The organism is Nostoc sp. (assembly GCF_036916985.1).
Lineage (GTDB): Bacteria > Cyanobacteriota > Cyanobacteriia > Cyanobacteriales > Nostocaceae > Nostoc.
On record NZ_JBALFD010000016.1, the window covers coordinates 146,342 to 166,735 of the forward strand.

Sequence of the window (20,394 nt, forward strand, 5' to 3'; positions counted from 1 at the left end):
ACTTGCTACAGGCTAGTATTATCAATTACGAATTATTTTAGCCTTGCTCCAATCCCTTTCGGTTACGATATAGAGTAAACGGAATGAGGGAATAATTGTGAATATATCTTTGACCCCAGAACTGGAGCAGTTGGTTAAGGATAAGGTTAGTAGTGGTCGATATCACTCAGTAAGTGAGGTGATGGGTGAAGCATTGAGATTGCTAGATGAACGCGATCGCGTTCAAGAAAAGCGTCTAGCAGAATTGAAAGCTAAAATCCAAGAAGGTATTGAAGCTTCAGAGCGTGGTGAAGTAGTTGATGGTGAAGAGGTCTTTGCAGAAATTGAAGAAGATATCCGACGCGCTGAAGCTCAAATGCAACAAGCTGAGGCTGCTAAATAATGAGTCGGTACGTTTTAACAATTCCAGCCAAGCAAGACCTCAAAGAGATTAATCGCTATATTATCCGCTACAATCCTGATGCAGCTCGAAGACTCAATGAAAAAATCAAACAGCAGTGTAAACTGTTGGCTGATTTTCCTAATATGGGGCAAAGTTCCGATAATTTTGCCAGTGGTTTACGGAGTTTCCCAGTAGAAGATTACTTAATATTTTATCGCCCTATTGATGGTGGTGTGGAAGTTGTACGTATTGTCAGTGGTTATCGGGATTTAGAGACAGTTTTTTTAAGTGAGGATATTCCTTAAGATTGCATTTGACAAGTGCGATCGCTATCTCTAGCCAATATGTCAAAAAATCATCACAAAGTAATTATATTTGATACCACCATGTGTGATGGAGAATTGACGCCTGGTGTAAAAATGAATTTACAACAAAAAATTACTATCTCCCAATTGCTCGAAAAAATGGGCTTATGATCGCGGCTTTTCTGGCATAGCATTCAATGATGGTTGGACAACTTCATTACCTGGGTCTACTGCCTTTGCTCCTCTTGAAGCTTGTCTTATAGCATTCAATGATGGTTGGACAACTTCATTACCTACCAAGGCACTGGTATTAGTACTGTTATTCAAGCTATTCGCTAGTTTTCTACGAAGTGACTCTAAAAACATAGTATCATTACCAAGATCGGAAGCCTCATCTTCATTGGTATCTTCGATTTCATTGAGTCGCTCTTGGTATTTCTCAATCAGGCGATCAATGGCTTCAATAATAAACTTTATGTCTTTAAACGACAGATTCATTTTAATTTTCCTAGATACAATAGCGATCTGGACACAAAAACCTTAGTTAAATTAAAAATAAAAAATTCTTTAATATTGTGAGCATTAACTTACTTTATAGAATAATTCACCTACCAATTTCAAGGCTGCTTTGTATTCGTCTATCAACATCGCTCTAGAAGGTTTCCATAACCAGTGGTGATGGTGGTCATTGACCAATTCTATTTGCTCTGGAATTTCAGTATTAGACTCTAATTTCCACCAGTTCTTACCAGATCCTTGAGTGGTAAATGTAGATACTCCTCCCGGCGATGTCCCGTCTGGTAAAGTAGTCACGACCCAGGCTTGACCATCTTTATTATAGCTGGCAATATCCTTGTCAGGTCTAACATTCTCCATTCTAGGAGAATTAGCATTACCTTGCCGATAGAGAGCAATTGGTGTTTTTGCCATTCAGTGAGTGTCGAGTTAGGACTATCATACTTTGAATAGCATACTGGTTTTAGTAACGGGTAATAAGTAATTTTTTAACTCTTACCTATTAACCGTTACCACACTTAACTGACTACCGCTTCAGCTTTTTCCTCAGTTTTTTCCTTCACTAGCACATAAGGTGTTTCTGCGCCTTGTGCTAGATATTCTGCTAGCTGGCTTTCAATTTGATCGCGGACTATTTGGCGATACTCTAGAAAATGCTCGTTGTGGGCGCAAGCAGAGATGTAATGCTCAATAACTCCAGGGTTACGCTTGAGAATGCTGAACAAATGATGCCAGAATTTCCAGCGGGTTTCCCGTTTGATGCCTTGTCGCCAAATCACAATCAGCAAGGCTTTCACGACAATCCACTCTGGCATTTTCGCTGGTGCTTTCCAACTTGGCAAACCCATCATCAAGAAGCAGCGGTAGGTACGATCCAAGTATTGCACTGGGTCGTATAAAGTACAAAATGCCTCAATATATTCTCGTGCAAGTTCTTCTAGGGGACGAGTGGGGACGAAGTTCATCAATGTTGTTTGATTGATGTTGGCAATATTGGCATTTTGATTTTCCCGTAATCGTCCTTCCTTTTTCAGGCGATGCCAAAGGGCGGTATTGGGTAACGCTTGCAACATAGCAAAGGTAGTAGAGGGAATTGCTGCTTGTTCGGCAAAGCGGACAATGCGATCGCCTGCGCCTGCTTTTTCGCCATCAAAGCCGATAATAAACCCAGCCATTGGGCGCAATCCTGCTTTGGTGATGGTTTGCACTGCTTCAGTTAGAGAACTGCGAGTATTTTGAAATTTCTTGGTCATTTGCAAACTATCTTCATCCGGCGTTTCAATTCCCAAAAACACCGCCGAGAAACCGCACTCAACCATCAATTCCAACATTTCTGCATCTTGTGCTAAGTCAACTGATGCTTCAGTGTCAAATCGGAAGGGATACTTATGTTCTGCCATCCAGACTTTTAACTCTTTCAGCAACAATTTTACATTTCGTTTGTTGCCAATAAAGTTGTCATCCACCATGAACACACCCCGCCGCCAACCCAGTTCATAGAGGTAATCTAACTCTGCTAAAAGTTGGGCTGGGGCTTTGGTGCGTGGTTTGCGCCCGTAGAGAACAATAATGTCGCAAAATTCGCACTGGAAGGGACACCCGCGCGAAAACTGCACCGACATCATGTCATAAGCATTCAACTCTAATAAATCAAAGCGGGGTATTGGTGTGCTTGTGACATCAGGTTTTTCTGTGGCGCGGAAAGTCCCAGAAGTTTCACCTCGTTGAATTGCCTCAATAAACATGGGCAGCGTGATTTCCCCTTCATCCAGAATCAAAAAATCTGCGCCAACATTTTCAACTTCGTGAGGTACAGAGGTGGGGTAGGGGCCGCCAACTGCGACTAGCTTGCCACGTTTTTTTGCTTCTTGGATTTGGTCAAGTAAATCTTGTTTTTGGACAATCATCGCAGAGAAAATTACTACATCTGCCCATGCCCACTCTGCTTCTGTTGCTGGGCGGATGTTGCGATCGACTAGCTTGAATTCCCATTCTTGGGGCAGAATCGCGGCTACTGTTACTAAACCTAGAGGTGGTAGTAAAACCTTGCGATCGACTAACTCCAAGATTTTTTCATAAGACCAAAAGGTTTTGGGAAATATTGGATACACTAACAGGATTCGCATGTAGTATCAATCCTCACACTTTGATTGTTATCCCACTCTAACGAAAATAAAGAGCTATTGACTTTTTATTAAAGTTGTTTTATTTTACCACTGATGTTTTTACCTGAATGGGGAGGAAGGAGCAGAGGGGAAAGAGGTAATTTTTCATTCTTCTCTATACCTAATTCTCAATTCCCAAGTTTGTAGCTTTTTTAAACGCAGAGGAACGCAAAGTGAAGCGCAGAGGGACGCAAAGTTTTAGCGGTAGATCCTGCATTGAATATGTTATTTATCTGCTGATATTTGACAAATGCTGTCAAAAGCTACAGATTACATCCAATTTTTAGCCCGTTTTATCCCACTAATTTTTAAAACATCACTCATGGTTGCACAGTAATTTGGCAAGCCGAAACTATCGGGATTGATGAATTTTTCATAAGTAAAATGCCGATAGTTCATGCAAAACCGATCCCAAGCGGCCATCTGAATGCGAAACAGAACAATAATTAAATTAGCCAAGGCTAAAGATATGGGAATACGAAAGTAAATCTTTTTGCCCAAATAAGTGCAAACTTCTTCTATTGCTTGATTAGCAGTTAACGGTGTTTGACCTAAAACAAGCCGATGTGGTTGATCGTTTTCGGGAGGATGATCGATTAAATATCGCACGACAGTCGCAATATCTCGTCCGTGGATAAAGTGAAAACTGCCATCTGCTTGCAAAAAGCGAATCAAATTAATATATTTCGTAACTTCTGGAATGCCAGATGTGACAGCAGAATAGGGTTTATTGGCATCACCGCCCACTACTAAAGTGGGAAATACTGTGGTAATTTTAGGTGCGATCGCTAATTTTTCTTTTTTCTGTAAGCAGTCATATTTGGAACGGATATAATCTGTCCCAATTTCCCCAGCTTCTTGCAATGGTTGATTGTACCGATCTAAAACGCTGGCTGTCGAAAAATAAATCACCTGCTGACAACGTTCTGGATCTAGTAGTTCGAGCAACTCTATAGTCTTGACGACATTAATATCAAATGTCTCATCACCACCCCAAGCTGTGGCTGTGAGTACTGCTGTATCAATTGTGGATAGCAAATCGGCAAACTGGCGAATATTCTGCATATCGCCTTGCAAAACGTTGATACCTGGACGTGCGCTAGGATCAACTTGCAGTTTGCTTGGGTTCCTAACTAGTAGATACAGTTCGTGATCTGTTTCCTTAATTAAGGCTTCTGTTAAATAATGACCTACACAACCACTTGCACCAGTTACTAAAATCCGTTTCTGGCTCATAGAGAATTTTTCAAAATTTAGGAGTTAAAACTAAAGAGTAAAGAATAAAGTTAAAAGTTCCAAATCAGGAGCTACTCTGGAAATTTTAGATTTTGAATTTTGGATTTTGGATTTAAGTAAAAATCTAAAATCTAAAATCTAAAATCTAAAATTGTATGACTCCTAATTCTTAACTCCTGCAAGGTTAAGTTCCTTTGCGGTTTCAAAGAAGAAAGCGACATTTTCTTCGGGAGTTTCTGGTAAGACACCGTGACCGAGATTGAGAATATGACCCCAATTGCCAGCTTTGCGAACGGTATCGAGGATGCGATCGCGGATAAACTGTTTAGAGCCGAATAGCACACCTGGGTCAAGATTTCCTTGAACTTTAACTTGCTTACCCAATCTGGCTCGTGCATCTGCCATATCTACTGCCCAGTCTACACTGACAATATCAGCGCCAGATTGTGCCATTCTTTCCAACACACCCGCACTACCGCTTACTAGCAAAATCAGAGGTGTTTCGGGATGAGTTTGCTTGACTTGCTGGAAAACTCTCTGCTGATAGGGGAGAGCAAAGGTATCATAATCTTGAGGGCTCAATTGACCTGCCCAAGAATCGAACATTTGGATAACTTGAGCGCCAGAGTCAATTTGGTAGCGGGCATAAATGGCGATCGCATCTGCTAATTTAGCTAACAGTTGATGCAATATCGTCGGATCTGAGAATGCCAGATTTTTGATAATGGAGTAGGTTTTAGAACCTTTTCCTTCTACCGCATAAGCTGCTAACGTCCACGGCGCACCCACAAAGCCCAACACCGTTGATTTATCGCCTACTTCCGAACGCAGCGCTTGCAAAATCGTTTTGATGAATGGTAGCGCTGCTTCTGGTTCTAAGGGATGCAAATTATCAATTTGTTCTTGAGTGCGGAGGGGTGAATGAATGATTGGCCCTTTACCTTCCGCGATATCCATGTCAATGCCCAAACCAGGTAATGGGGTGACAATATCAGAAAATAAAATTACTCCATCTGGTTGGAAAGCTCTCCACGGTTGCAAGGAAACTTCAATTGCTACATCTGGAATTTCCGAGCGATCGCGAAACGAAGGATACTTATCTCTTAAGTCTCGATATGCTTTCATATATCGTCCCGCTTGTCGCATCATCCATACAGGGGGACGATCTACTACTTCACCACGAGCAGCCCGTAAGAGATGAGGAGTTGTTGAATAAACACTCATTTATCACTTCATCCTAAGTCACAACTTTTATGCCACTGTTTAGCTTATCATTCTGGGATTACGCTTTTTCAGCAGGTTTGGAGATTGGGGGCTAGGGATTGGGGACTAGGGACTGGGGATAGGAATTGGGGACTGAGGAGTAAGAAATAGGATAAAACAAGAATCAAGATTGGACTGAGGATTGGGAATTGGGAATTAGGTATGGTTATTATCCTTATCCCCTAGTGGTCTGTCCCATTAATTTTATTGGGCTGCTAGATCCCCGACTTCTTCAAGAAGTCGGGGATCTGAACACCACTAACCTCTCAAAACTTTTAGGACAAAGCACTAGTCCCCAGTCCCCAGTCCCCAGTCCCAGTACCCAATCCCCCTAACTCCCTATGCAAACTGACTCTAACAGTCCCGACCATCTTGGATCTGCTAGTAACGAGCCTAATCCAGGAAAATATTTGATTCCGCGATCGCAGCGACAGAGGTTCTTTATTCAGTTTACCTTAATGACTCTCATTGGATGGGTTGTGGGTGGCGTTGCTAGTATCGCTTTAGAGAAAATTATTCTCCACAGTGTCTCATCTAATATTGCTACCCAAGCACAAACATGGAGCATTTTGGTCAGAAGTCTCAGTAATGTTGTATTTGCCGTGATTTTCGCTGCTGACCAGAGCCTTGTCCTTTACAGATATTTACCGGGTTGGCAGTGGCTATTTGCTACTAGCATCGGTTGGCTGATTGCCAATGGCGTTTCTACAGCCTGGATTAACTACATTTCAACAATTGCCTCATCATCTCCTGAAGATACTTTGATTTTTGGATTTTTGTCTGCGATCGCTTATATTATTTCTGGTATTTGGCTAGGAATTTGCCAATGGCTGGTATTGAGGCGATACACAGCAGACATTTGGTGGTGGAATTTTTTACCCTCAATCTCTTTCTTCTTGATTACTATTTTGGTTTGGTTGCTTTTTATTGTGCAAAATTTGATTCCAGAAACCTACCGTACTTCCATACTATATTGGAGTGGACAAGGACTGACAGCAACGATTCTCGGAGCCATACCGGCAATTGGTTTGTGTACATTGAAAAGAAATTTACACCCTAAAACTGGAGTTTCTTCGTGACTTTTATCAATATATTCCCTAATCTTAATGTTTATGACCATCTGAAATTTAATTTTGAATTTTGAATTTTGAATTGATTCATTTGTCATCCCAAATCAGTTCTAAACGCTCTTGTGCTATTTTGAGAGCTTTTTCAGCAGACTGTCCTAGCAATGTCGCTTCTATCGCTCGACCAAGACTGTCAGAAATACGGCTATATCCAGCAATAATCGGTTGAGAACGTGCTACAGGTAGTTGGTCAAAAAACACTTTTAACATTGGTTTTTCGGTGATAAATTGCTGATAAGCTTTGCTTTGAGCCGATGTGAGGGTAACTGGCAAAAAACCCGTCCCTATACACCATTCGGTTTGGAATTCCTCGCTCAAAACATACTCTAAAAATTTGAGTGCTGCTTGCTCTCTTGCTGGTGTAGTCTTCATCACAAATAAATTTCCGGTACCTGTGACTGTAGCAGGTCTGACACTTGCTGGTATGGGTAATACTTGATGATCGACCTCAGATTTCATAATTAAAGTCCAAGGGCCTGTTATTTGCATCGCAACACGACCCGCAATAAAAGCGTCTTCTTCATAACCTCGTTCTGGGGCAGAAAGCAATACTGAACCATCTTTCATGAGGTCTTGCCAAAATTTTAAGGCCGCGATCGCACCCGCATTTGTTAAATTGGGGCGATTATTGATTACAATCTCTCCCTCAGCACCAAGTAAAAACGGGAACCAACTAAATACAGTCCATCCTCCTTTTCCTAAAGGCAGTAATATGCCATACTGTTCGGGACGGCGATCGCCATTGCGGTCTATAGTTAATTTTTTGGCAACTTTTCTCAACTCATCCCAAGTCTTGGGTAATTCTGTAATTCCCGCAGCTTCAAAAAGTTTAGGACGATAAAAAATCCCAATATTACTGGTGTGCATTGGCACTGACCAAATATGACCATCTAGCTGCATTTCTTCCAGCAGATTAGGTCTAATGTCTGACTTGAGAGGCGATTTATCTAACCAATCTTCTAAAGGTCGAATTGCCCCTAATTCCACAAATTGACCTGTATATTCAGGATGGAATGCCAGCATATCTGGTGGCACATTGGCAACCACTGAGGTCAATATTTTTGGTAATTGAGGTTCACTCTCAAAGATAGATTGCACCTGAATCTTAGGATGAGTCTGATTAAATTTATCTACTAGTTTTTGAAAAATATCTCGATTTGCAGGGGGATTAATGGCTTGCCATAGTGTCAGATGAATTACCCCATCTTCCTTTTGTCTTATCCCCTGACAACTAGATAAAAATATCAGACAAAAGCTTAGAATGATTCCTAAAATAAAAAACTGCCGAACCGATTTTCTTAACGAATACCAAAAATCTCTAATTTTGGGAGCTAAAAAATTAGTATTCATACAAAGTCTTTAGACATAAATCTTAGGTAAAATAGCATATTATTCAATATATACTCATTTTGAAATAACTTGCTCTATCAAAACTTCTAATCTTTTAGCACAGCTAGCCACACTAAATAATTGTGCAATTTCTTTAGAGCGTTCAATCTTCTCCTGAGGAGTTTTTACATGGTCAATAATGGCTGCTGCTAATGCATCTACATTACTTGGTGGTATTATTGTTCCACATTTAAGTACTTCAGAAATCTCACGTGGACCAACTGGGCAATCAGTGGCAATAAATGTTACCCCACTAGCTACAGCTTCTACAAGAACTAGTGGTAAGCCTTCAAAATGGGAAGCAAGTATAACTGCTCTAGACTGTGAGAAATAAGCTCTAGGATTGAGAACAGAACCCGCAAATAGCACAATTTCATCAATATCCAAAAACTTTGCTAGAGCTTGTATCTCTGTCTCTAAATCACCTTCCCCTAACAAAATTAGCCGAATATTTAAGTGATTTTCACTAACTTTAGCAAATGCGTTGAGTAAGGTTTTATGGTCTTTTTGATGGTGAAATCTAGAAGCACATACAAAGGTAATCAACTGCGAATTGTTAAACCAAGATTTGGCTGTAGGATGAAGAGATTGGTTACTAATATCATCTATAGCTGGATTATAGGATATCACAATTCGATGATGCTTTAACCCAATATTTGCGAATCTTTGATAGAGAGAATTGCAAACAAATATTAATCCACTAGCTTGCTGAAGCGCAAGCATATCGATTCTGCTAGCAAGACTGATAAATAAGTTTTGAATAAATGCGCTAATGGGGTTTATTTTACGTTCAACCTGTGATTCAGAAATATAATCGCTGTGAATATAGCTAATATAAGGAACAGAGAAAGTGCCAGGAATGAATTTAGATAGATAAAAGAGTTTAGTGATAAATGCAGTATGACAAACAATAATATCCGGTTTTTGTTCAGCAATCACTCTGCTTAATTTTATTGCTACCCATATTTGGTGTATCATCCCACCAATAATAAATAGAGTACCTGCAACTTTCATCACAATCACAGTTTTGGCTGCTTTAAAAGATACTATCCATTGTGACTCTAAAACAGTAAGCACCACAGTAGAAACTTCATAGCCAGCTTTGGTCTGAGAAGAAATTAGTGAATCAGCAACTTTTGGCGCTCCACCAATGTTATTCAAAACTATATGACAAATATGCATAGTTGCAGGTAGCGTTATACTGAGGGGATAGAGTCGAAGAAGAATTCAGTAGCGGAGCCGGAGACGTTTCCGTTAGCTCCGGTCATAATCAAGACGCGACTCGAAAATACTCGCCATCCGCTAGTCGTAAAGAATTCATTCTGTTAGCGGTAGCGGGGCGTTTAGCCCATTCTTACTACTGATATTCTGTCCGATAAACCGAATTCAAGTTTTTAGGTTAATGAGCGCTGTTCCAAAACATCCTTGGTAATGCTTGTTTCTGCTCTTGTATAAACGTAGGTTTGCGGTTCTGTAAATTTTTGAGTTTTGAAAATTTTTTCTGCTCGTTTCCAAAAGTCTGTATCTTCTCCATAGGGAATATTATTAAATCCTTGCAATTCAAAAAATACTCGCCTCTTACCAAAAAATGTCGGGCCTAAAACACATTCGCGTAAATTAATTATCTTACCTGGTTGAAAATAATCGGCTACAAAAATCTCTTCTTCAGAAAAAAATCCTCCTTCTATCAAGTCAATTTCTGGATTAGCCTGCATGTATTTAAGTCGCAATTCTAGATGATTGGGTTTATATGTATCATCGCTGTCAATAAATGTAATGTATTTGCCAAAAGATGCTTGAACTCCGGCATTTTTAGAGTACCCTAATTTTTTGTTTTGGTGTTTTAAATAACGTATATTATTAAATTTTTGTAAATATGGATTGACAATTTCAAAAGTATTATCTTTACTACCATCGTCAACTACCAACAGTTCCCAATCTTTAAAAGTTTGCTCAAGGACACTATTGATGCAAGTATTCAAATATTTTTCTCGGTTGTAGGTACAAAGTATAACTGAAATTTCGGGACTGAAGTCAAAGACAATAGGACTCATAAGAGTTTAGATGTTCAATTTGTAACTAGTTGGAAATTGTTCACACTGACAATTCAGCATCACAACCAAATAATGATGCTATTTGTGATTTATTCACTAAGGGATAGCTACACTCACCATTCGCGGAGCGTCTCGTAGAGAAGGCATCGCACAATACTTGTTTACAGTAAAGGTAAGTAAATTTTACCGTGATTTACACTATACTGCTTGACTTCCTGAGGCAATTTTGCAGACTTTATAAAACACTACTTAAACATTATTGTCCTGAAGATAGCATTTACCTTATTTTTCTTTTTGGGACTATAGCCTAGATTAGTAGGCGTGTCTATACAATTACAAGTGCTTATAGCGGTTCCCACTCAAATGCGGTACAAAATTATATCGTAAGTAGGGGCAATTCATGTAGACGCAAAGTGGCTTACCGCAGGGTATTGCCCCTACTATACCAGATGATTAATCGCATTTGGCAACCTGTTGCTAAGATTGAAATTTGCTCTGCCTCTCTGAACTGTGCTACTATTACTGACTGTTATGCATCTACAGTATTTATCAATGCAGCCATCAAATTTGGAAATTAATAGAAACTTCTGGAACGAGTATGCTAAACAGTGGAGTAAATATAATTTTCAAATTCCTAACGATCAAATTTCACAGCCTGAAAAAGATTCTTCCATAAGTTATTTAGGTGATGAATGGGGGATAGCAGAAGATGTGGAAGAAATTCTTAGTGAATATATTTTCCCATTTGTAACTAAAAACAGCACAGTTGCAGAGATAGGTGTTGGTGGTGCTAGAATTGCAGCTAAAGTAGTTGAAAATGTCGAAAAGCTATACTGTTTTGATGTAGCACCAGCAATGCTAGATAAGGCGAAAGAAAGGATTGGACACTATCCTCAGGTTGAGTTTCATTTAATGGAAAACTCTGAATTTGAAGCCGGGTTGGGTGAAAAATTTGATTTTATATATTCTTTCGATGTTTTTGTACATTTGGATATACCAACAATTTGGAAATATTTAAACAGTATTTATAAAATACTCAAAGAGGGTGGGAGAGCTTTTATTCATACTAGCAGTATAACCACACCAAATGGTTGGACAAGGTTTTGCAGCAAAGCAGATAGTGAACAATTGTATTATCCAACTTCACCAGAAGCAATTAAGTGGCTCATAGAAAAGGCAGAGATGACTGTGATTAAAGAGTCTACGCCAGATGGAAACAACTTTTATCTGGAACGTGATTATTTGGTGGTGATACAGAAATAGCTCAACTTTTGATCGCAAATCGTGGGTTATTGACCGAATACAATTATAACTATAGCAATCCGATAGCGAAGCGGTAGCGAGTCAGACGCTCCTGCGTCGCTAACGCTGCGCTATCGAGCGTCTTTGATTTCTGAATCACTCGTAGAGGTAAGGGACTGGGGATAAGCAGTAATGGGGACTGGGAAGAAGAAATAAAGGTGTACTGAGGTTTTGTTCAAAAATCAAATATGAGTCCTATATGCGATCGCCTCTATATTCTACCCTGTAAATGCTTCTAATTCTTGCAAGTCCTACTAGTACCGCAAGGCAGAATTCAAAATTAAAAATGAATGTTGTTATGGGATATTTGGTTTCACCCTTTTTTAATTCGCCAACAGTCTCATGGAATTCGCCCAAAACTTTTCAAACATCTTCTAAGATTGAATTTCTGAGTCTCTCATAGGTATTTTAAAGTTATCCCTACACCCTATAGCAACCTCTGACTTTTCTAAATACTGTGAATAGTCAGACTCCAATTTATCTCAAACACCGTCACAAAAAATTAGTGTTTTTCATTGCGGGCTTTCAGACTAAAATTTTTGTAATAATTTCATCTTTATTGCCAGCTGCAAAATTAGCGAAGTGCTTTGCTAAAGGTGGTACAACTACTAAGGGATTGCTAAATCCAGAAAAAATATGAACGCGTTTAAATCCGGGGATAGCACCAATTAAAGGGAGTCTATTATTACCAAATGCTACTAAGCAGTGATACCAAGTCCCTGGTAAATTCTCCAATGCTGGTAAAATTTGACCAACACTTCTTCGCAACCATTTTTCGCTTGTCTCTGAGTTTACCTCAGCTTGAGGATCTGCGATCGCACGGCTAATTTGACCAATGCGGATACTACCATCTTGAAACTGGATTGCACCCGCATCTAAAATTGGTGGTACTAACTCATTGCCAAGTTCATCCCATAATGCATCAATTTGAGTCGATTCAGCTTCTAGTTGAAACCGTTGCACATTAGCTGGCATAACTAAGGTGCGTAACCTGACATCAACGGGTGGGGTTTCAATGATTTCTGCGTGGGTGAAATATAACTTAATGGAAATACCAGCAGATTTGAGAAGCTGGCGGCTGAGTCCACCGGCACAAATGACAACGTTAGCGCTGTGAAAAGTTGCAGTGGTGGTTTTGACGCTATCTTGTAATACTTGCAATACTTGAGAAATCTGTATTTCACCCCCAGCACGTTCAAAAGCTTGGATGTAAGCTTGTGCAGTTTTTTGTGGGTGAATATGACCATGTTTGACAGTTAAAGCCCCAGATATCGCCTCTCGATTTAGCAGCGGTTCCAACTCAAAAGCTTCTTGAACGCTGAGTAAACGGGGAGGAATGGCAAAATGATTATATGATGCAGCAGTTGCTTCTGGGTCAGAATCGGCTGAAATAGTTAGTAATAAATCTAACTCCCGAAATTGGATATCAGCGTCTAACTCTTGAGGTAGGATATGGTAACGTGCGATCGCTTCTTCGCACAATAGCCGAGTTAGTGGTGTACTACCCGACCAATAGGCAAGCCCACCATAACTATAGCGAGTTGCATTCTGTGATGTACTATATTGCTCCAACAAAAGTACAGAAAAACCAGTTTTAACCAATTCATAAGCGAGTGCAGCACCCGTAATTCCACCGCCAACCACAATCCAGTCGTAGGTTTTCATATTAAATGCCTTTCTTAATTACGAATTACCATAAGTTGCTTGTAAACGACTTAAAAGATATTCTCCCGCAAGGATAGAGGGATAAATAGGCGATTGTTCTTTCTGGCAACTTTCCAGACAAGCAATTTCTGTATCATCATTAGGATGACAGAAAAAAGCGATAGAATATCGGGACTGCTTCACCCTGTTATCACTGGGAATCATCACTTGATGCTTGGTTGAGCAAAATATATCATTTGTCCACCGTTGCATTAAATCACCAGTATTGACTACTACAGTATCAGGAATTGCAGGTGCGGCAATCCACTCTCTAGAAGCTGTCTGTACTTCTAACCCACCAATATCATCTTGGAAAAGTAAGGTAATACTGCCATAATCGGAATGCTCACCAGCACGCACTTGTCCGGGTTTAGGTGGTATTTGTAATGGCGGATAATGTAATAGTCGCAAAGTATGATTTTGTTGATTGTGTCTGATAGTAAAATAATTTTCTGGCAATTCCAACGCCAACGCATAAGCTTGTAATATCGTGTTGGCAAGTTCTGTGCAACTATCATAAAAAGTGACAATAGAAGCATCTATCGTTACAGCTGCTTGTTTGTTTACATTCAACGCCTCTTTCAAGTCGCCTGGTTTTTTGGGGTCAAGACATTCTCTCTCAATACCAACGTAACCTGTATTACTAAATTCATCACTCCAAGCTTGCTTTTGCTTAACTTCTAAAGGTAAATTAAAGAAATATTTGCTGTGATTGAATACTCCCTTGATTAGGTTTTGTGATATTCCCAAATTTTGCAAGTACATAAAACCAATTTCATGACAAGCTTGATAAATTTGTTTGACAACAGCTTGCCGATTTGCTGGATTGCCATGAGTAAAGGCAGTTAAATCAATTACTGGAATAGTGACCATTGATATTTGTATCTTTTTATTTTGTTTAATTATTTAGCGGAGACATAAACTTTGCTTAAAATTATCCAGGTAGAAACTGACGAACATAAACCTCATATACAGGAAGTGTTTTGGGAATATTTTCATGAGACTAAGTTGATATTCAGCGATCAATTCGGCATCAATTTAGATGTTAATACATTCTTTGAGCAAATGAATCAACTGCACGAATTTCTACCCCCTTCAGGACGCTTGCTTTTAGGAGAATACGAGTTAAAAATAGCTGGCTGCGCTTGCTTGCGAAAGATTGGTGAAGATATTGGCGAAATTAAAAGAATGTATGTAAAACCAGAATTTCGTAGAAAAGGAATCGGTCGGTCTTTATTAGAAGCTATCATCAATGAAGCTGCCTACATTGGTTACTCAAAGATACGTTTAGACAGCACCCCTTTTGCGAAAGACGCACAAGCACTTTATCGTCTATTTGGCTTTCAGGATATCGAGCCATATTTGGAAAAAACAGAGATTCCTTTAAAATATCGAGCAAACTGGGTTTTTATGGAATTAGTTTTAAAATGATTAACATCCGTTATGAAACTCTGGCAGACTATACAAGAATAGCTGAGGTGAATACATTAGCCTTTGGGCAGGAAAACGAGGCTAAACTCGTGGAAGAAATTCGCCGTTCTGACCGCTATATTTCAGAACTTTCTCTAGTTGCAGAGGTTGAAAATGTTGTAGTTGGTCACATTTTATTTAGTTATATTGACTTGGTGGGTGAAGAAACATTACAGGTACTCGGTCTAGCGCCTTTAGCAGTTCATCCACAGTTTCAAAGACAAGGTATTGGTAGTGGATTAATAAAAGCAGGGTTAGAAATAGCAGAGGCAAAGGGAGAAACCATAGTTATTGTACTAGGTCATCCAGAATTTTATACTCGCTTTGGCTTTCAACCTTCAGTTGTTTATGAAATCGAGTCTCCTTTTCCAGTACCAGAGGATGTCTTTATGGTTAAACCACTGCAAAGCTATCACCAGAAATATAAGGGAAAAGTTGTTTATCCACCAGCTTTTCATGGAGTATAATTCAAGTTTATGAAAGTAAGAATTCTTGGGTAATAAATTCTCTGGCAATTTTTCTATTAGTAGGTAAGTATAATATACTCCAGAAAATTCTCTGATTGCAGAGTTTGAAAATATTATATTCGGTCATTTTACTACAACTTATTAAGTTTTTTGAGAGCAAAAAATAATGAACTAATATGTAATGTTTGCAGAAATCTACCATCATCAATAAGTTGGATTAAATTCTCTAGTGGCAACAAAACGACATCAATCTGTTCTGTAACATCTAGCTTTAAATCAGATACATGTTCTACATCTGTTGCTAAAAAACAATGTGTTAAATTGGTATGATTAGCTGGGTTTGGTGATAATATACCAGTTTCAATAAAATTATTGCTAGTGTAACCAGTTTCTTCCAATAATTCACGTTTTACAGCTTCTAATGGTAAAACATCTTCAGCCTCTACAGCACCACTGGGCAATTCTAAAATTGTTTTTTTCAGACCGTGGCGATATTGCTCTACTAAAACAACCTCCTGATTTTTGGTTAAAGCTACAACATTAACCCACGTTGGATATTCCAGAACATAATAAGGGTCAACTATTGTTCCATTAGGCATTTGGCAAGTATCAGATCGTACTGAAATCCATCTGTCTTTTACTATGTACCTAGATTTTAATACAACCCAATCAAATGAATTTTCCATATTTAAACATCTATTTGTCTGCTTTTTATAGTAATCATTTCTAATGATTTAAAATCTGGCAAAGGTAGTACTATAGCCATCGGATTCTCAAGTTGCTGCCAGAAATGAAATGGCTCTTCAGCAGTAAAATTAGCAATAAATAGCGTCATTACCGTGCCATGCGTCACAATTATGACATCACCATTTGGGGTTTTAGCGATAATATTTTCTACAGCTTGCTGGAAGCGTTGATAAGCTTGCGTTGCTGTTTCCAATCCCATCACTAATTCATCTGGTGTGGCAAAAAAAGCAGCTAGGGTTTCAATAAACTTTTTTTCTTCAACAAAACTAAGATTACTACGGTCATGTTCATGTAATCCTCCCACAACTTCAACTGATTTATCAAATTTCTGGGCAATAATTTGGGCAGTTTCTATAGCTTTTGGTTCAGTACTAGTAGCGATGATTGCCGGTTGGTAATTTGCTAATTTCTGCGCTAACAAGTGAGAACGATATCGCCCTTCTGCTGACAAATGCCACTCTTTAGCAGGCACACCCACTATTTTTTCAGGGAGCGAATGTCTAACTAGAATTAATTTTTGGACATTTTCTCTTAAAATCACTGTCATTTGAAATTCATTGAATACGTGTTGCTAGAATCACTGAATTTTTTGCTGTCACGCGGATTTCTGTGGCAGGTGAGAACGTGCAACAGGCGACCAACTTCTGAGAGTGAGGATTGGGTAAACTCAAGTTGTGCAGCTAGGGATTCGGCCTGCTGCACTAATGATGGACTAGAGGCGATAGGATAGGTTGTCATATCTACTTCTTGACCAAAACTTCTCGCAGAACCACTGCTAAATCCTGCAATGCACGTTCACCATCTCCCACAAAGGTTGAACCGTGCATTGTCGCCAGTGTACGCGGCTTGATATCTGCTAATTCCTGGAGAATGCGATCGCTATGTGTTGTATATGGTATGTAATTGGGAAAAGGACTTGCTTCATAATTGGCGATTGTTTGACGGAACCGTTCAATCACATCAGACTCAGTTATTGCTTCCACATCTCCAAACTGGTGGAAGAGGTCTGAGCAAAACAGTGTTTTATGAGTAGTTTCAAAGAATAATCCTGCATCCCAACCGTGGGGAACTTGTGGTGTATGGTGAAACTGAAAACTATATTTACCAGTGTTCAAAACTTCAGCTTGTTGCATAATCTTGGATGGACGGATTGCAAAATCATCTACGCTCACAAAGGCTGCTATGGGGCTACAAACTGTCTGAGAATTTGGCGCAATGGACAGCCATTCATTTAGCGATCCACATTCATCAGCTTCAAAATGGCTAAAGCTAATCCAGCGAATTTGTGATGGGTCAATAATCTTTGCCACTGCATCATGTACTAGTGGAAACATCCCTTTTAGACCCGTATGAAATAATAATGGTTCTTCATCCTTCACTAAAAACTGGATGAATTGCATATCTATTTTTGGGTCATAGGTTGAGATGCGATAGATATCTGGGGCAATTTCGGTAATGCTAGTCACGTCGTTTCGCTCCAAATTCAAAATTCAAAATTCAAAATTAATGATCCCTATAAATAAATTTAGTTGCTCTGTATCCTTTTCGCTTTCAGTCATAGTTTTAAAACTCACACTGGTAATAATGAAACATGGGCTGAAACTACCTTCCATCCTCCGGTAAACCTGTACCAAGTCTGGCTTTGTCGTCCGAAACGCTCTACACCATTGATAGATAATGCGGTGAAATTCTAAAGTCACTGTTGCGGCATCTTTCCCAAAGGCTGCAACCTTGAGATTCGAGATTTCTCGCTCTATTTTTGGGTTTGGTCGATTCTGGCGAAAGTTGCGAACTTCATCGCCGCCATAGAGGTTTTCTGTGATGCCAAAGCGCACTACTTCGGGTGCATCCCAAAACAAACTATCCATCACCTCCAAATTGTTATTAGCAAGGGCTTCTTCATACTTGAGGTACAAATCAGTTACTTCAGCGACAACAGTAGGGTCATTTATAGTAGTCATTGTTGTTATCAATTTTTGGTGTTATGGCTGATTATGCACTCTTTCAAATAGCCAGAGCTATTTTTCTTTTAAGCTCCTTCAGTGCGTAGATTCAGACGAATCAGATCGCGGAAGCTGGAAATTTGCTGCATAAATAAAATTGAGCCTGCAATACAAATACTTGCACCAAGGATGACAGTATTGCTACTACCAATTTTACTTGCTAGTGCGCCAGCTATTAAGTTGCCGATAGCAAATGCGCCTGTAGATGCCATAACGTAAAGACCTGTAATTTGCCCGCGATTTTCATCAGTCACCAACAGTTGAAGCAAGGTGCGTCCGGCAATTAGCTGCAAAATAAAGCTGAAACCAGCTGCAAATAATGAGAGCAGTGAAAGCCAGAATACACGGGATAGGGCAAAGACAATCAAGCTTACTCCCATAAAACCTATACCCAAGGCTAGAACTTTACCCGACTCCAGTACATTGCTATGCTTAGTTAAATAGATACCACCTGCTAAGGTTCCCAAACTGGAAGCTGTCATCAAAAAGCCGAAGGTGTTTGGGCCACCCTGCAAAATATCCTTAGCAAAAATCGGCCCCAAAGCTAAATAAAATCCCCACACACAGGAGGCTAAAGCCGAACCAATCATGACAGATCGAATTGGCAAAAACCCGAAGGCGTAGTTAAAACTAGCTTTCAAATCTTCTAAAGGTTTGTGTGTGGAAATAACAGCTTTTTTGGGGGCAAGGTTCATTGCAAGAAGGGCAATAATTACGGCGATGTAACTGATACTATCGAGCAGAAAACAAAGCCCCGATCCCACTGCCGCAATTAACAAACCTGCGATCGCAGGCCCAACCATAAGTGAAACACTGACAAGAGAGGAGTACAAAGCAATCGCATTACCGAGATTTTCCTTACTGACCGTTTCTGGTAAAAATGCCTGTCGGGTGGGAATATCGAAGGCGTTGATTATCCCTTGCAACACACCAAGAAATGCAATCTGCCAAACGTTAATAGTACCGCTCAAAGCCAGCCATGTCAGAGCCAAAGACTGAAGCATCCCCAAAGCTTGGGCGACAAGCAGAATGCGATGGCGGTTCGTGCGATCGGCGATAATTCCACCCAGAGGAATCAACACAAGTGTGGGAATTTGGCTGGCAAAGCCTACTAGACCTAGTAACCAAGGGGAATCGGTGAGGCGATATACTAACCAACTAGTAGCCACTTGAGTCATTGACGTACCAATCAGAGAAATTGCCTGACCTGTGTAGTACAGGCGAAAATTTCTGGAACTAAAAGCACGCAGCATGACTTGTGATTTGTTTGATGCTTCCATACATCACCCCGTAAGAGTTATGAGTCCTTGTAGTAGTTAGTATTAGGACTTAAGTACAAGAAAAAAACGAACCGCAAAGGACGCAAAGGACACAAAGAAAGAAAGAAAGAAAGAAAGAAAGAAAGAAAGAAAGAAAGAAAGTAAAGAAGTTAAAAGGGCTTGGTACAACTTCACTAATAAAATGGTTTTAACCGTGAATAAAAAAGTAGGTAGTCATGCTGAAGGCAACAATCATCACAAATTTCCGAATTAAGTGCGGTTCAAGTTTACGAGCATAATGGGCGCTTAAGTAACCACCAAGAGAGCCACCGACTGCCATCAAAATAGCTTGATGCCAGGCAATTACACCTGCAAAAATAAATGGAACGATCGCAATACCATTGATACAACTCCCTAAAAATGTTTTAAAAGCATTCATTTTGTGGATACTTTTGATACCTAAAAATGTCAGAGTCGCCAGCATTAAAATCCCTAAACCTGCGCCGAAGAAACCGCCGTAGATGGCGATCGCTAGTTGAGCCAGTGCCAAATTAAACAAGGGTACAGATTCCGGTGATGTATTCTGGCTTCGACGCTGCAACCATTTTTTGAACGGTTCGCCAAAGGTAAACACAACTGTTGCTAGCAGTAATAGATAGGGAATCAGCTTTTTAAAGACATCTGGCGAGGTATACAATAAGGCGATGGAGCCAATCATGCCACCAACTAAGCTGACACCACATAGAAGTAAAAAATCTCGCCGCTCGATGCCCAAATCTTGACGATATGCTCCAGCACTGGCGAGAGCTGCCACCCAAATTGCAGTATTATTGGTGGCGTTAGCTGCGATCGGGGGTACACCCGTAAAGATGAGAGTTGGAAATGTGATAAAGCTTCCACCACCCGCTACAGCGTTTAACCCACCTGCAATAAAAGCGGTACTAAACAACAGCAAGCTATGGATAAACGTTAATGATGGCGGCATTATTTTTAATTACGAATTAC

General features: G+C 39.8%; 23 protein-coding genes. 6 read left to right on the top strand and 17 right to left on the bottom strand.

The genetic code is table 11. From position 1 onward, the window contains the following. Window positions 1-97 precede the first annotated feature (97 nt). Together V7L07_RS05710 and V7L07_RS05715 are read left to right on the top strand one after the other, a co-directional pair. Complete coding sequence (locus V7L07_RS05710; RefSeq protein WP_179064761.1) at window positions 98-382, top strand: type II toxin-antitoxin system ParD family antitoxin; 285 nt, start codon at window positions 98-100, stop codon at window positions 380-382. After that, a complete protein-coding gene (locus V7L07_RS05715) occupies window positions 382-687 on the top strand; it encodes a type II toxin-antitoxin system RelE/ParE family toxin (protein WP_335055825.1) in 306 nt (101 codons plus the stop codon). Before V7L07_RS05710 ends, V7L07_RS05715 begins: the two co-directional genes overlap by 1 nt. A 165-nt stretch (window positions 688-852) precedes the next feature. Here the strand turns inward: V7L07_RS05715 and V7L07_RS05720 are convergent, their stop codons facing one another. The 5 genes from V7L07_RS05720 to hemE all read right to left on the bottom strand — a co-directional run bounded on the left by V7L07_RS05720 (window position 853) and on the right by hemE (window position 5,828). After that, window positions 853-1,185, bottom strand: coding sequence for a hypothetical protein (locus V7L07_RS05720; protein ID WP_335055827.1), 333 nt, complete (start codon window positions 1,183-1,185; stop codon window positions 853-855). A gap of 84 nt (window positions 1,186-1,269) precedes the next feature. Next, entirely contained in the window at window positions 1,270-1,617 is a 348-nt protein-coding gene (locus tag V7L07_RS05725; RefSeq protein ID WP_335055829.1) for a hypothetical protein, read from the bottom strand. Between the two features lie 104 nt (window positions 1,618-1,721). Continuing rightward, window positions 1,722-3,329, bottom strand: a complete 1,608-nt coding sequence (locus V7L07_RS05730) for a B12-binding domain-containing radical SAM protein (RefSeq protein ID WP_334730993.1) — start codon at window positions 3,327-3,329, stop codon at window positions 1,722-1,724. A 309-nt stretch (window positions 3,330-3,638) separates the two neighbouring features. Continuing rightward, a complete protein-coding gene (locus V7L07_RS05735; RefSeq protein WP_335055831.1) occupies window positions 3,639-4,604 on the bottom strand; it encodes an NAD-dependent epimerase/dehydratase family protein in 966 nt (321 codons plus the stop codon). 162 nt (window positions 4,605-4,766) lie between these two features. After that, window positions 4,767-5,828, bottom strand: a complete 1,062-nt coding sequence (hemE, locus tag V7L07_RS05740) for a uroporphyrinogen decarboxylase (protein WP_335055834.1) — start codon at window positions 5,826-5,828, stop codon at window positions 4,767-4,769. Between the two features lie 380 nt (window positions 5,829-6,208). Between hemE and V7L07_RS05745 the strand changes: the two genes are divergently transcribed. Beyond that, window positions 6,209-6,946 (top strand): hypothetical protein, encoded by a 738-nt coding sequence (locus V7L07_RS05745; protein WP_335055836.1) that lies wholly within the window; start codon window positions 6,209-6,211, stop codon window positions 6,944-6,946. Between the two features lie 78 nt (window positions 6,947-7,024). Here the strand turns inward: V7L07_RS05745 and V7L07_RS05750 are convergent, their stop codons facing one another. From V7L07_RS05750 to V7L07_RS05760, 3 genes are all read right to left on the bottom strand, one after another. After that, window positions 7,025-8,344: an ABC transporter substrate-binding protein gene (locus V7L07_RS05750; protein WP_335055838.1), complete on the bottom strand. Its 1,320-nt coding sequence runs from the start codon at window positions 8,342-8,344 to the stop codon at window positions 7,025-7,027. Between the two features lie 54 nt (window positions 8,345-8,398). After that, complete coding sequence (locus V7L07_RS05755) at window positions 8,399-9,544, bottom strand: glycosyltransferase (protein ID WP_335055840.1); 1,146 nt, start codon at window positions 9,542-9,544, stop codon at window positions 8,399-8,401. A gap of 233 nt (window positions 9,545-9,777) precedes the next feature. Next, complete coding sequence (locus V7L07_RS05760) at window positions 9,778-10,437, bottom strand: glycosyltransferase family 2 protein (protein ID WP_335055842.1); 660 nt, start codon at window positions 10,435-10,437, stop codon at window positions 9,778-9,780. A gap of 552 nt (window positions 10,438-10,989) precedes the next feature. Here V7L07_RS05760 and V7L07_RS05765 point away from each other — a divergent pair. Further along, complete coding sequence (locus tag V7L07_RS05765; RefSeq protein WP_335055844.1) at window positions 10,990-11,700, top strand: class I SAM-dependent methyltransferase; 711 nt, start codon at window positions 10,990-10,992, stop codon at window positions 11,698-11,700. A gap of 564 nt (window positions 11,701-12,264) precedes the next feature. Here V7L07_RS05765 and V7L07_RS05770 read toward each other — a convergent pair. Together V7L07_RS05770 and V7L07_RS05775 are read right to left on the bottom strand one after the other, a co-directional pair. Continuing rightward, window positions 12,265-13,404 (bottom strand): NAD(P)/FAD-dependent oxidoreductase, encoded by a 1,140-nt coding sequence (locus V7L07_RS05770; protein WP_335055846.1) that lies wholly within the window; start codon window positions 13,402-13,404, stop codon window positions 12,265-12,267. Window positions 13,405-13,422: 18 nt separating this feature from the next. Beyond that, window positions 13,423-14,316: an isopenicillin N synthase family dioxygenase gene (locus V7L07_RS05775; RefSeq protein ID WP_335055847.1), complete on the bottom strand. Its 894-nt coding sequence runs from the start codon at window positions 14,314-14,316 to the stop codon at window positions 13,423-13,425. 51 nt (window positions 14,317-14,367) lie between these two features. Here V7L07_RS05775 and V7L07_RS05780 point away from each other — a divergent pair, with 51 nt between their 5' ends. Both V7L07_RS05780 and V7L07_RS05785 read left to right on the top strand, forming a co-directional pair. Further along, complete coding sequence (locus V7L07_RS05780; protein ID WP_335055849.1) at window positions 14,368-14,874, top strand: GNAT family N-acetyltransferase; 507 nt, start codon at window positions 14,368-14,370, stop codon at window positions 14,872-14,874. Next, complete coding sequence (locus V7L07_RS05785; protein ID WP_335055851.1) at window positions 14,871-15,380, top strand: GNAT family N-acetyltransferase; 510 nt, start codon at window positions 14,871-14,873, stop codon at window positions 15,378-15,380. The genes V7L07_RS05780 and V7L07_RS05785 overlap by 4 nt, the downstream gene beginning before the upstream one ends. Window positions 15,381-15,511: 131 nt before the next feature. Here V7L07_RS05785 and V7L07_RS05790 read toward each other — a convergent pair whose 3' ends face one another. The 7 genes from V7L07_RS05790 to V7L07_RS05820 all read right to left on the bottom strand — a co-directional run bounded on the left by V7L07_RS05790 (window position 15,512) and on the right by V7L07_RS05820 (window position 20,374). Further along, on the bottom strand, window positions 15,512-16,066 hold the full coding sequence (locus tag V7L07_RS05790; protein ID WP_335055853.1) for an NUDIX hydrolase: 555 nt from the start codon (window positions 16,064-16,066) through the stop codon (window positions 15,512-15,514). Window positions 16,067-16,068: 2 nt separating this feature from the next. Then, window positions 16,069-16,674 carry a histidine phosphatase family protein gene (locus tag V7L07_RS05795; RefSeq protein WP_335055855.1) on the bottom strand — a complete coding sequence of 202 codons (606 nt, stop codon included), beginning with the start codon at window positions 16,672-16,674 and terminating at the stop codon, window positions 16,069-16,071. Continuing rightward, window positions 16,671-16,865: a hypothetical protein gene (locus V7L07_RS05800; protein WP_335055857.1), complete on the bottom strand. Its 195-nt coding sequence runs from the start codon at window positions 16,863-16,865 to the stop codon at window positions 16,671-16,673. Before V7L07_RS05800 ends, V7L07_RS05795 begins: the two co-directional genes overlap by 4 nt. Window positions 16,866-16,867: 2 nt before the next feature. Further along, the gene (locus V7L07_RS05805; protein WP_335055859.1) at window positions 16,868-17,593 is read right to left on the bottom strand and encodes a hypothetical protein; all 726 of its coding nucleotides are present in this window, start codon (window positions 17,591-17,593) and stop codon (window positions 16,868-16,870) included. A gap of 24 nt (window positions 17,594-17,617) precedes the next feature. Then, the gene (locus V7L07_RS05810; RefSeq protein WP_335055860.1) at window positions 17,618-18,088 is read right to left on the bottom strand and encodes an AtzH-like domain-containing protein; all 471 of its coding nucleotides are present in this window, start codon (window positions 18,086-18,088) and stop codon (window positions 17,618-17,620) included. A 68-nt stretch (window positions 18,089-18,156) separates the two neighbouring features. Continuing rightward, window positions 18,157-19,410: an MFS transporter gene (locus tag V7L07_RS05815; protein WP_335055862.1), complete on the bottom strand. Its 1,254-nt coding sequence runs from the start codon at window positions 19,408-19,410 to the stop codon at window positions 18,157-18,159. Window positions 19,411-19,597: 187 nt separating this feature from the next. Further along, window positions 19,598-20,374 (bottom strand): sulfite exporter TauE/SafE family protein, encoded by a 777-nt coding sequence (locus tag V7L07_RS05820; RefSeq protein ID WP_335055864.1) that lies wholly within the window; start codon window positions 20,372-20,374, stop codon window positions 19,598-19,600. Window positions 20,375-20,394: the final 20 nt, after the last annotated feature.

Coding starts and splice junctions, on each gene's coding strand:
- V7L07_RS05745 (WP_335055836.1), top strand. CDS start 6,209: ATGCAAACTGACTCTAACAGTCCCGACCATCTTGGATCTGCTAGTAAC.
- V7L07_RS05810 (WP_335055860.1), bottom strand. CDS start 18,088: ATGACTACTATAAATGACCCTACTGTTGTCGCTGAAGTAACTGATTTG.
- V7L07_RS05790 (WP_335055853.1), bottom strand. CDS start 16,066: ATGGAAAATTCATTTGATTGGGTTGTATTAAAATCTAGGTACATAGTA.
- V7L07_RS05715 (WP_335055825.1), top strand. CDS start 382: ATGAGTCGGTACGTTTTAACAATTCCAGCCAAGCAAGACCTCAAAGAG.
- V7L07_RS05815 (WP_335055862.1), bottom strand. CDS start 19,410: ATGGAAGCATCAAACAAATCACAAGTCATGCTGCGTGCTTTTAGTTCC.
- V7L07_RS05765 (WP_335055844.1), top strand. CDS start 10,990: ATGCAGCCATCAAATTTGGAAATTAATAGAAACTTCTGGAACGAGTAT.
- V7L07_RS05730 (WP_334730993.1), bottom strand. CDS start 3,329: ATGCGAATCCTGTTAGTGTATCCAATATTTCCCAAAACCTTTTGGTCT.
- V7L07_RS05775 (WP_335055847.1), bottom strand. CDS start 14,316: ATGGTCACTATTCCAGTAATTGATTTAACTGCCTTTACTCATGGCAAT.
- V7L07_RS05795 (WP_335055855.1), bottom strand. CDS start 16,674: ATGACAGTGATTTTAAGAGAAAATGTCCAAAAATTAATTCTAGTTAGA.
- V7L07_RS05750 (WP_335055838.1), bottom strand. CDS start 8,344: ATGAATACTAATTTTTTAGCTCCCAAAATTAGAGATTTTTGGTATTCG.
- V7L07_RS05720 (WP_335055827.1), bottom strand. CDS start 1,185: ATGAATCTGTCGTTTAAAGACATAAAGTTTATTATTGAAGCCATTGAT.
- V7L07_RS05735 (WP_335055831.1), bottom strand. CDS start 4,604: ATGAGCCAGAAACGGATTTTAGTAACTGGTGCAAGTGGTTGTGTAGGT.
- hemE (WP_335055834.1), bottom strand. CDS start 5,828: ATGAGTGTTTATTCAACAACTCCTCATCTCTTACGGGCTGCTCGTGGT.
- V7L07_RS05820 (WP_335055864.1), bottom strand. CDS start 20,374: ATGCCGCCATCATTAACGTTTATCCATAGCTTGCTGTTGTTTAGTACC.
- V7L07_RS05770 (WP_335055846.1), bottom strand. CDS start 13,404: ATGAAAACCTACGACTGGATTGTGGTTGGCGGTGGAATTACGGGTGCT.
- V7L07_RS05760 (WP_335055842.1), bottom strand. CDS start 10,437: ATGAGTCCTATTGTCTTTGACTTCAGTCCCGAAATTTCAGTTATACTT.
- V7L07_RS05725 (WP_335055829.1), bottom strand. CDS start 1,617: ATGGCAAAAACACCAATTGCTCTCTATCGGCAAGGTAATGCTAATTCT.
- V7L07_RS05800 (WP_335055857.1), bottom strand. CDS start 16,865: ATGACAACCTATCCTATCGCCTCTAGTCCATCATTAGTGCAGCAGGCC.
- V7L07_RS05785 (WP_335055851.1), top strand. CDS start 14,871: ATGATTAACATCCGTTATGAAACTCTGGCAGACTATACAAGAATAGCT.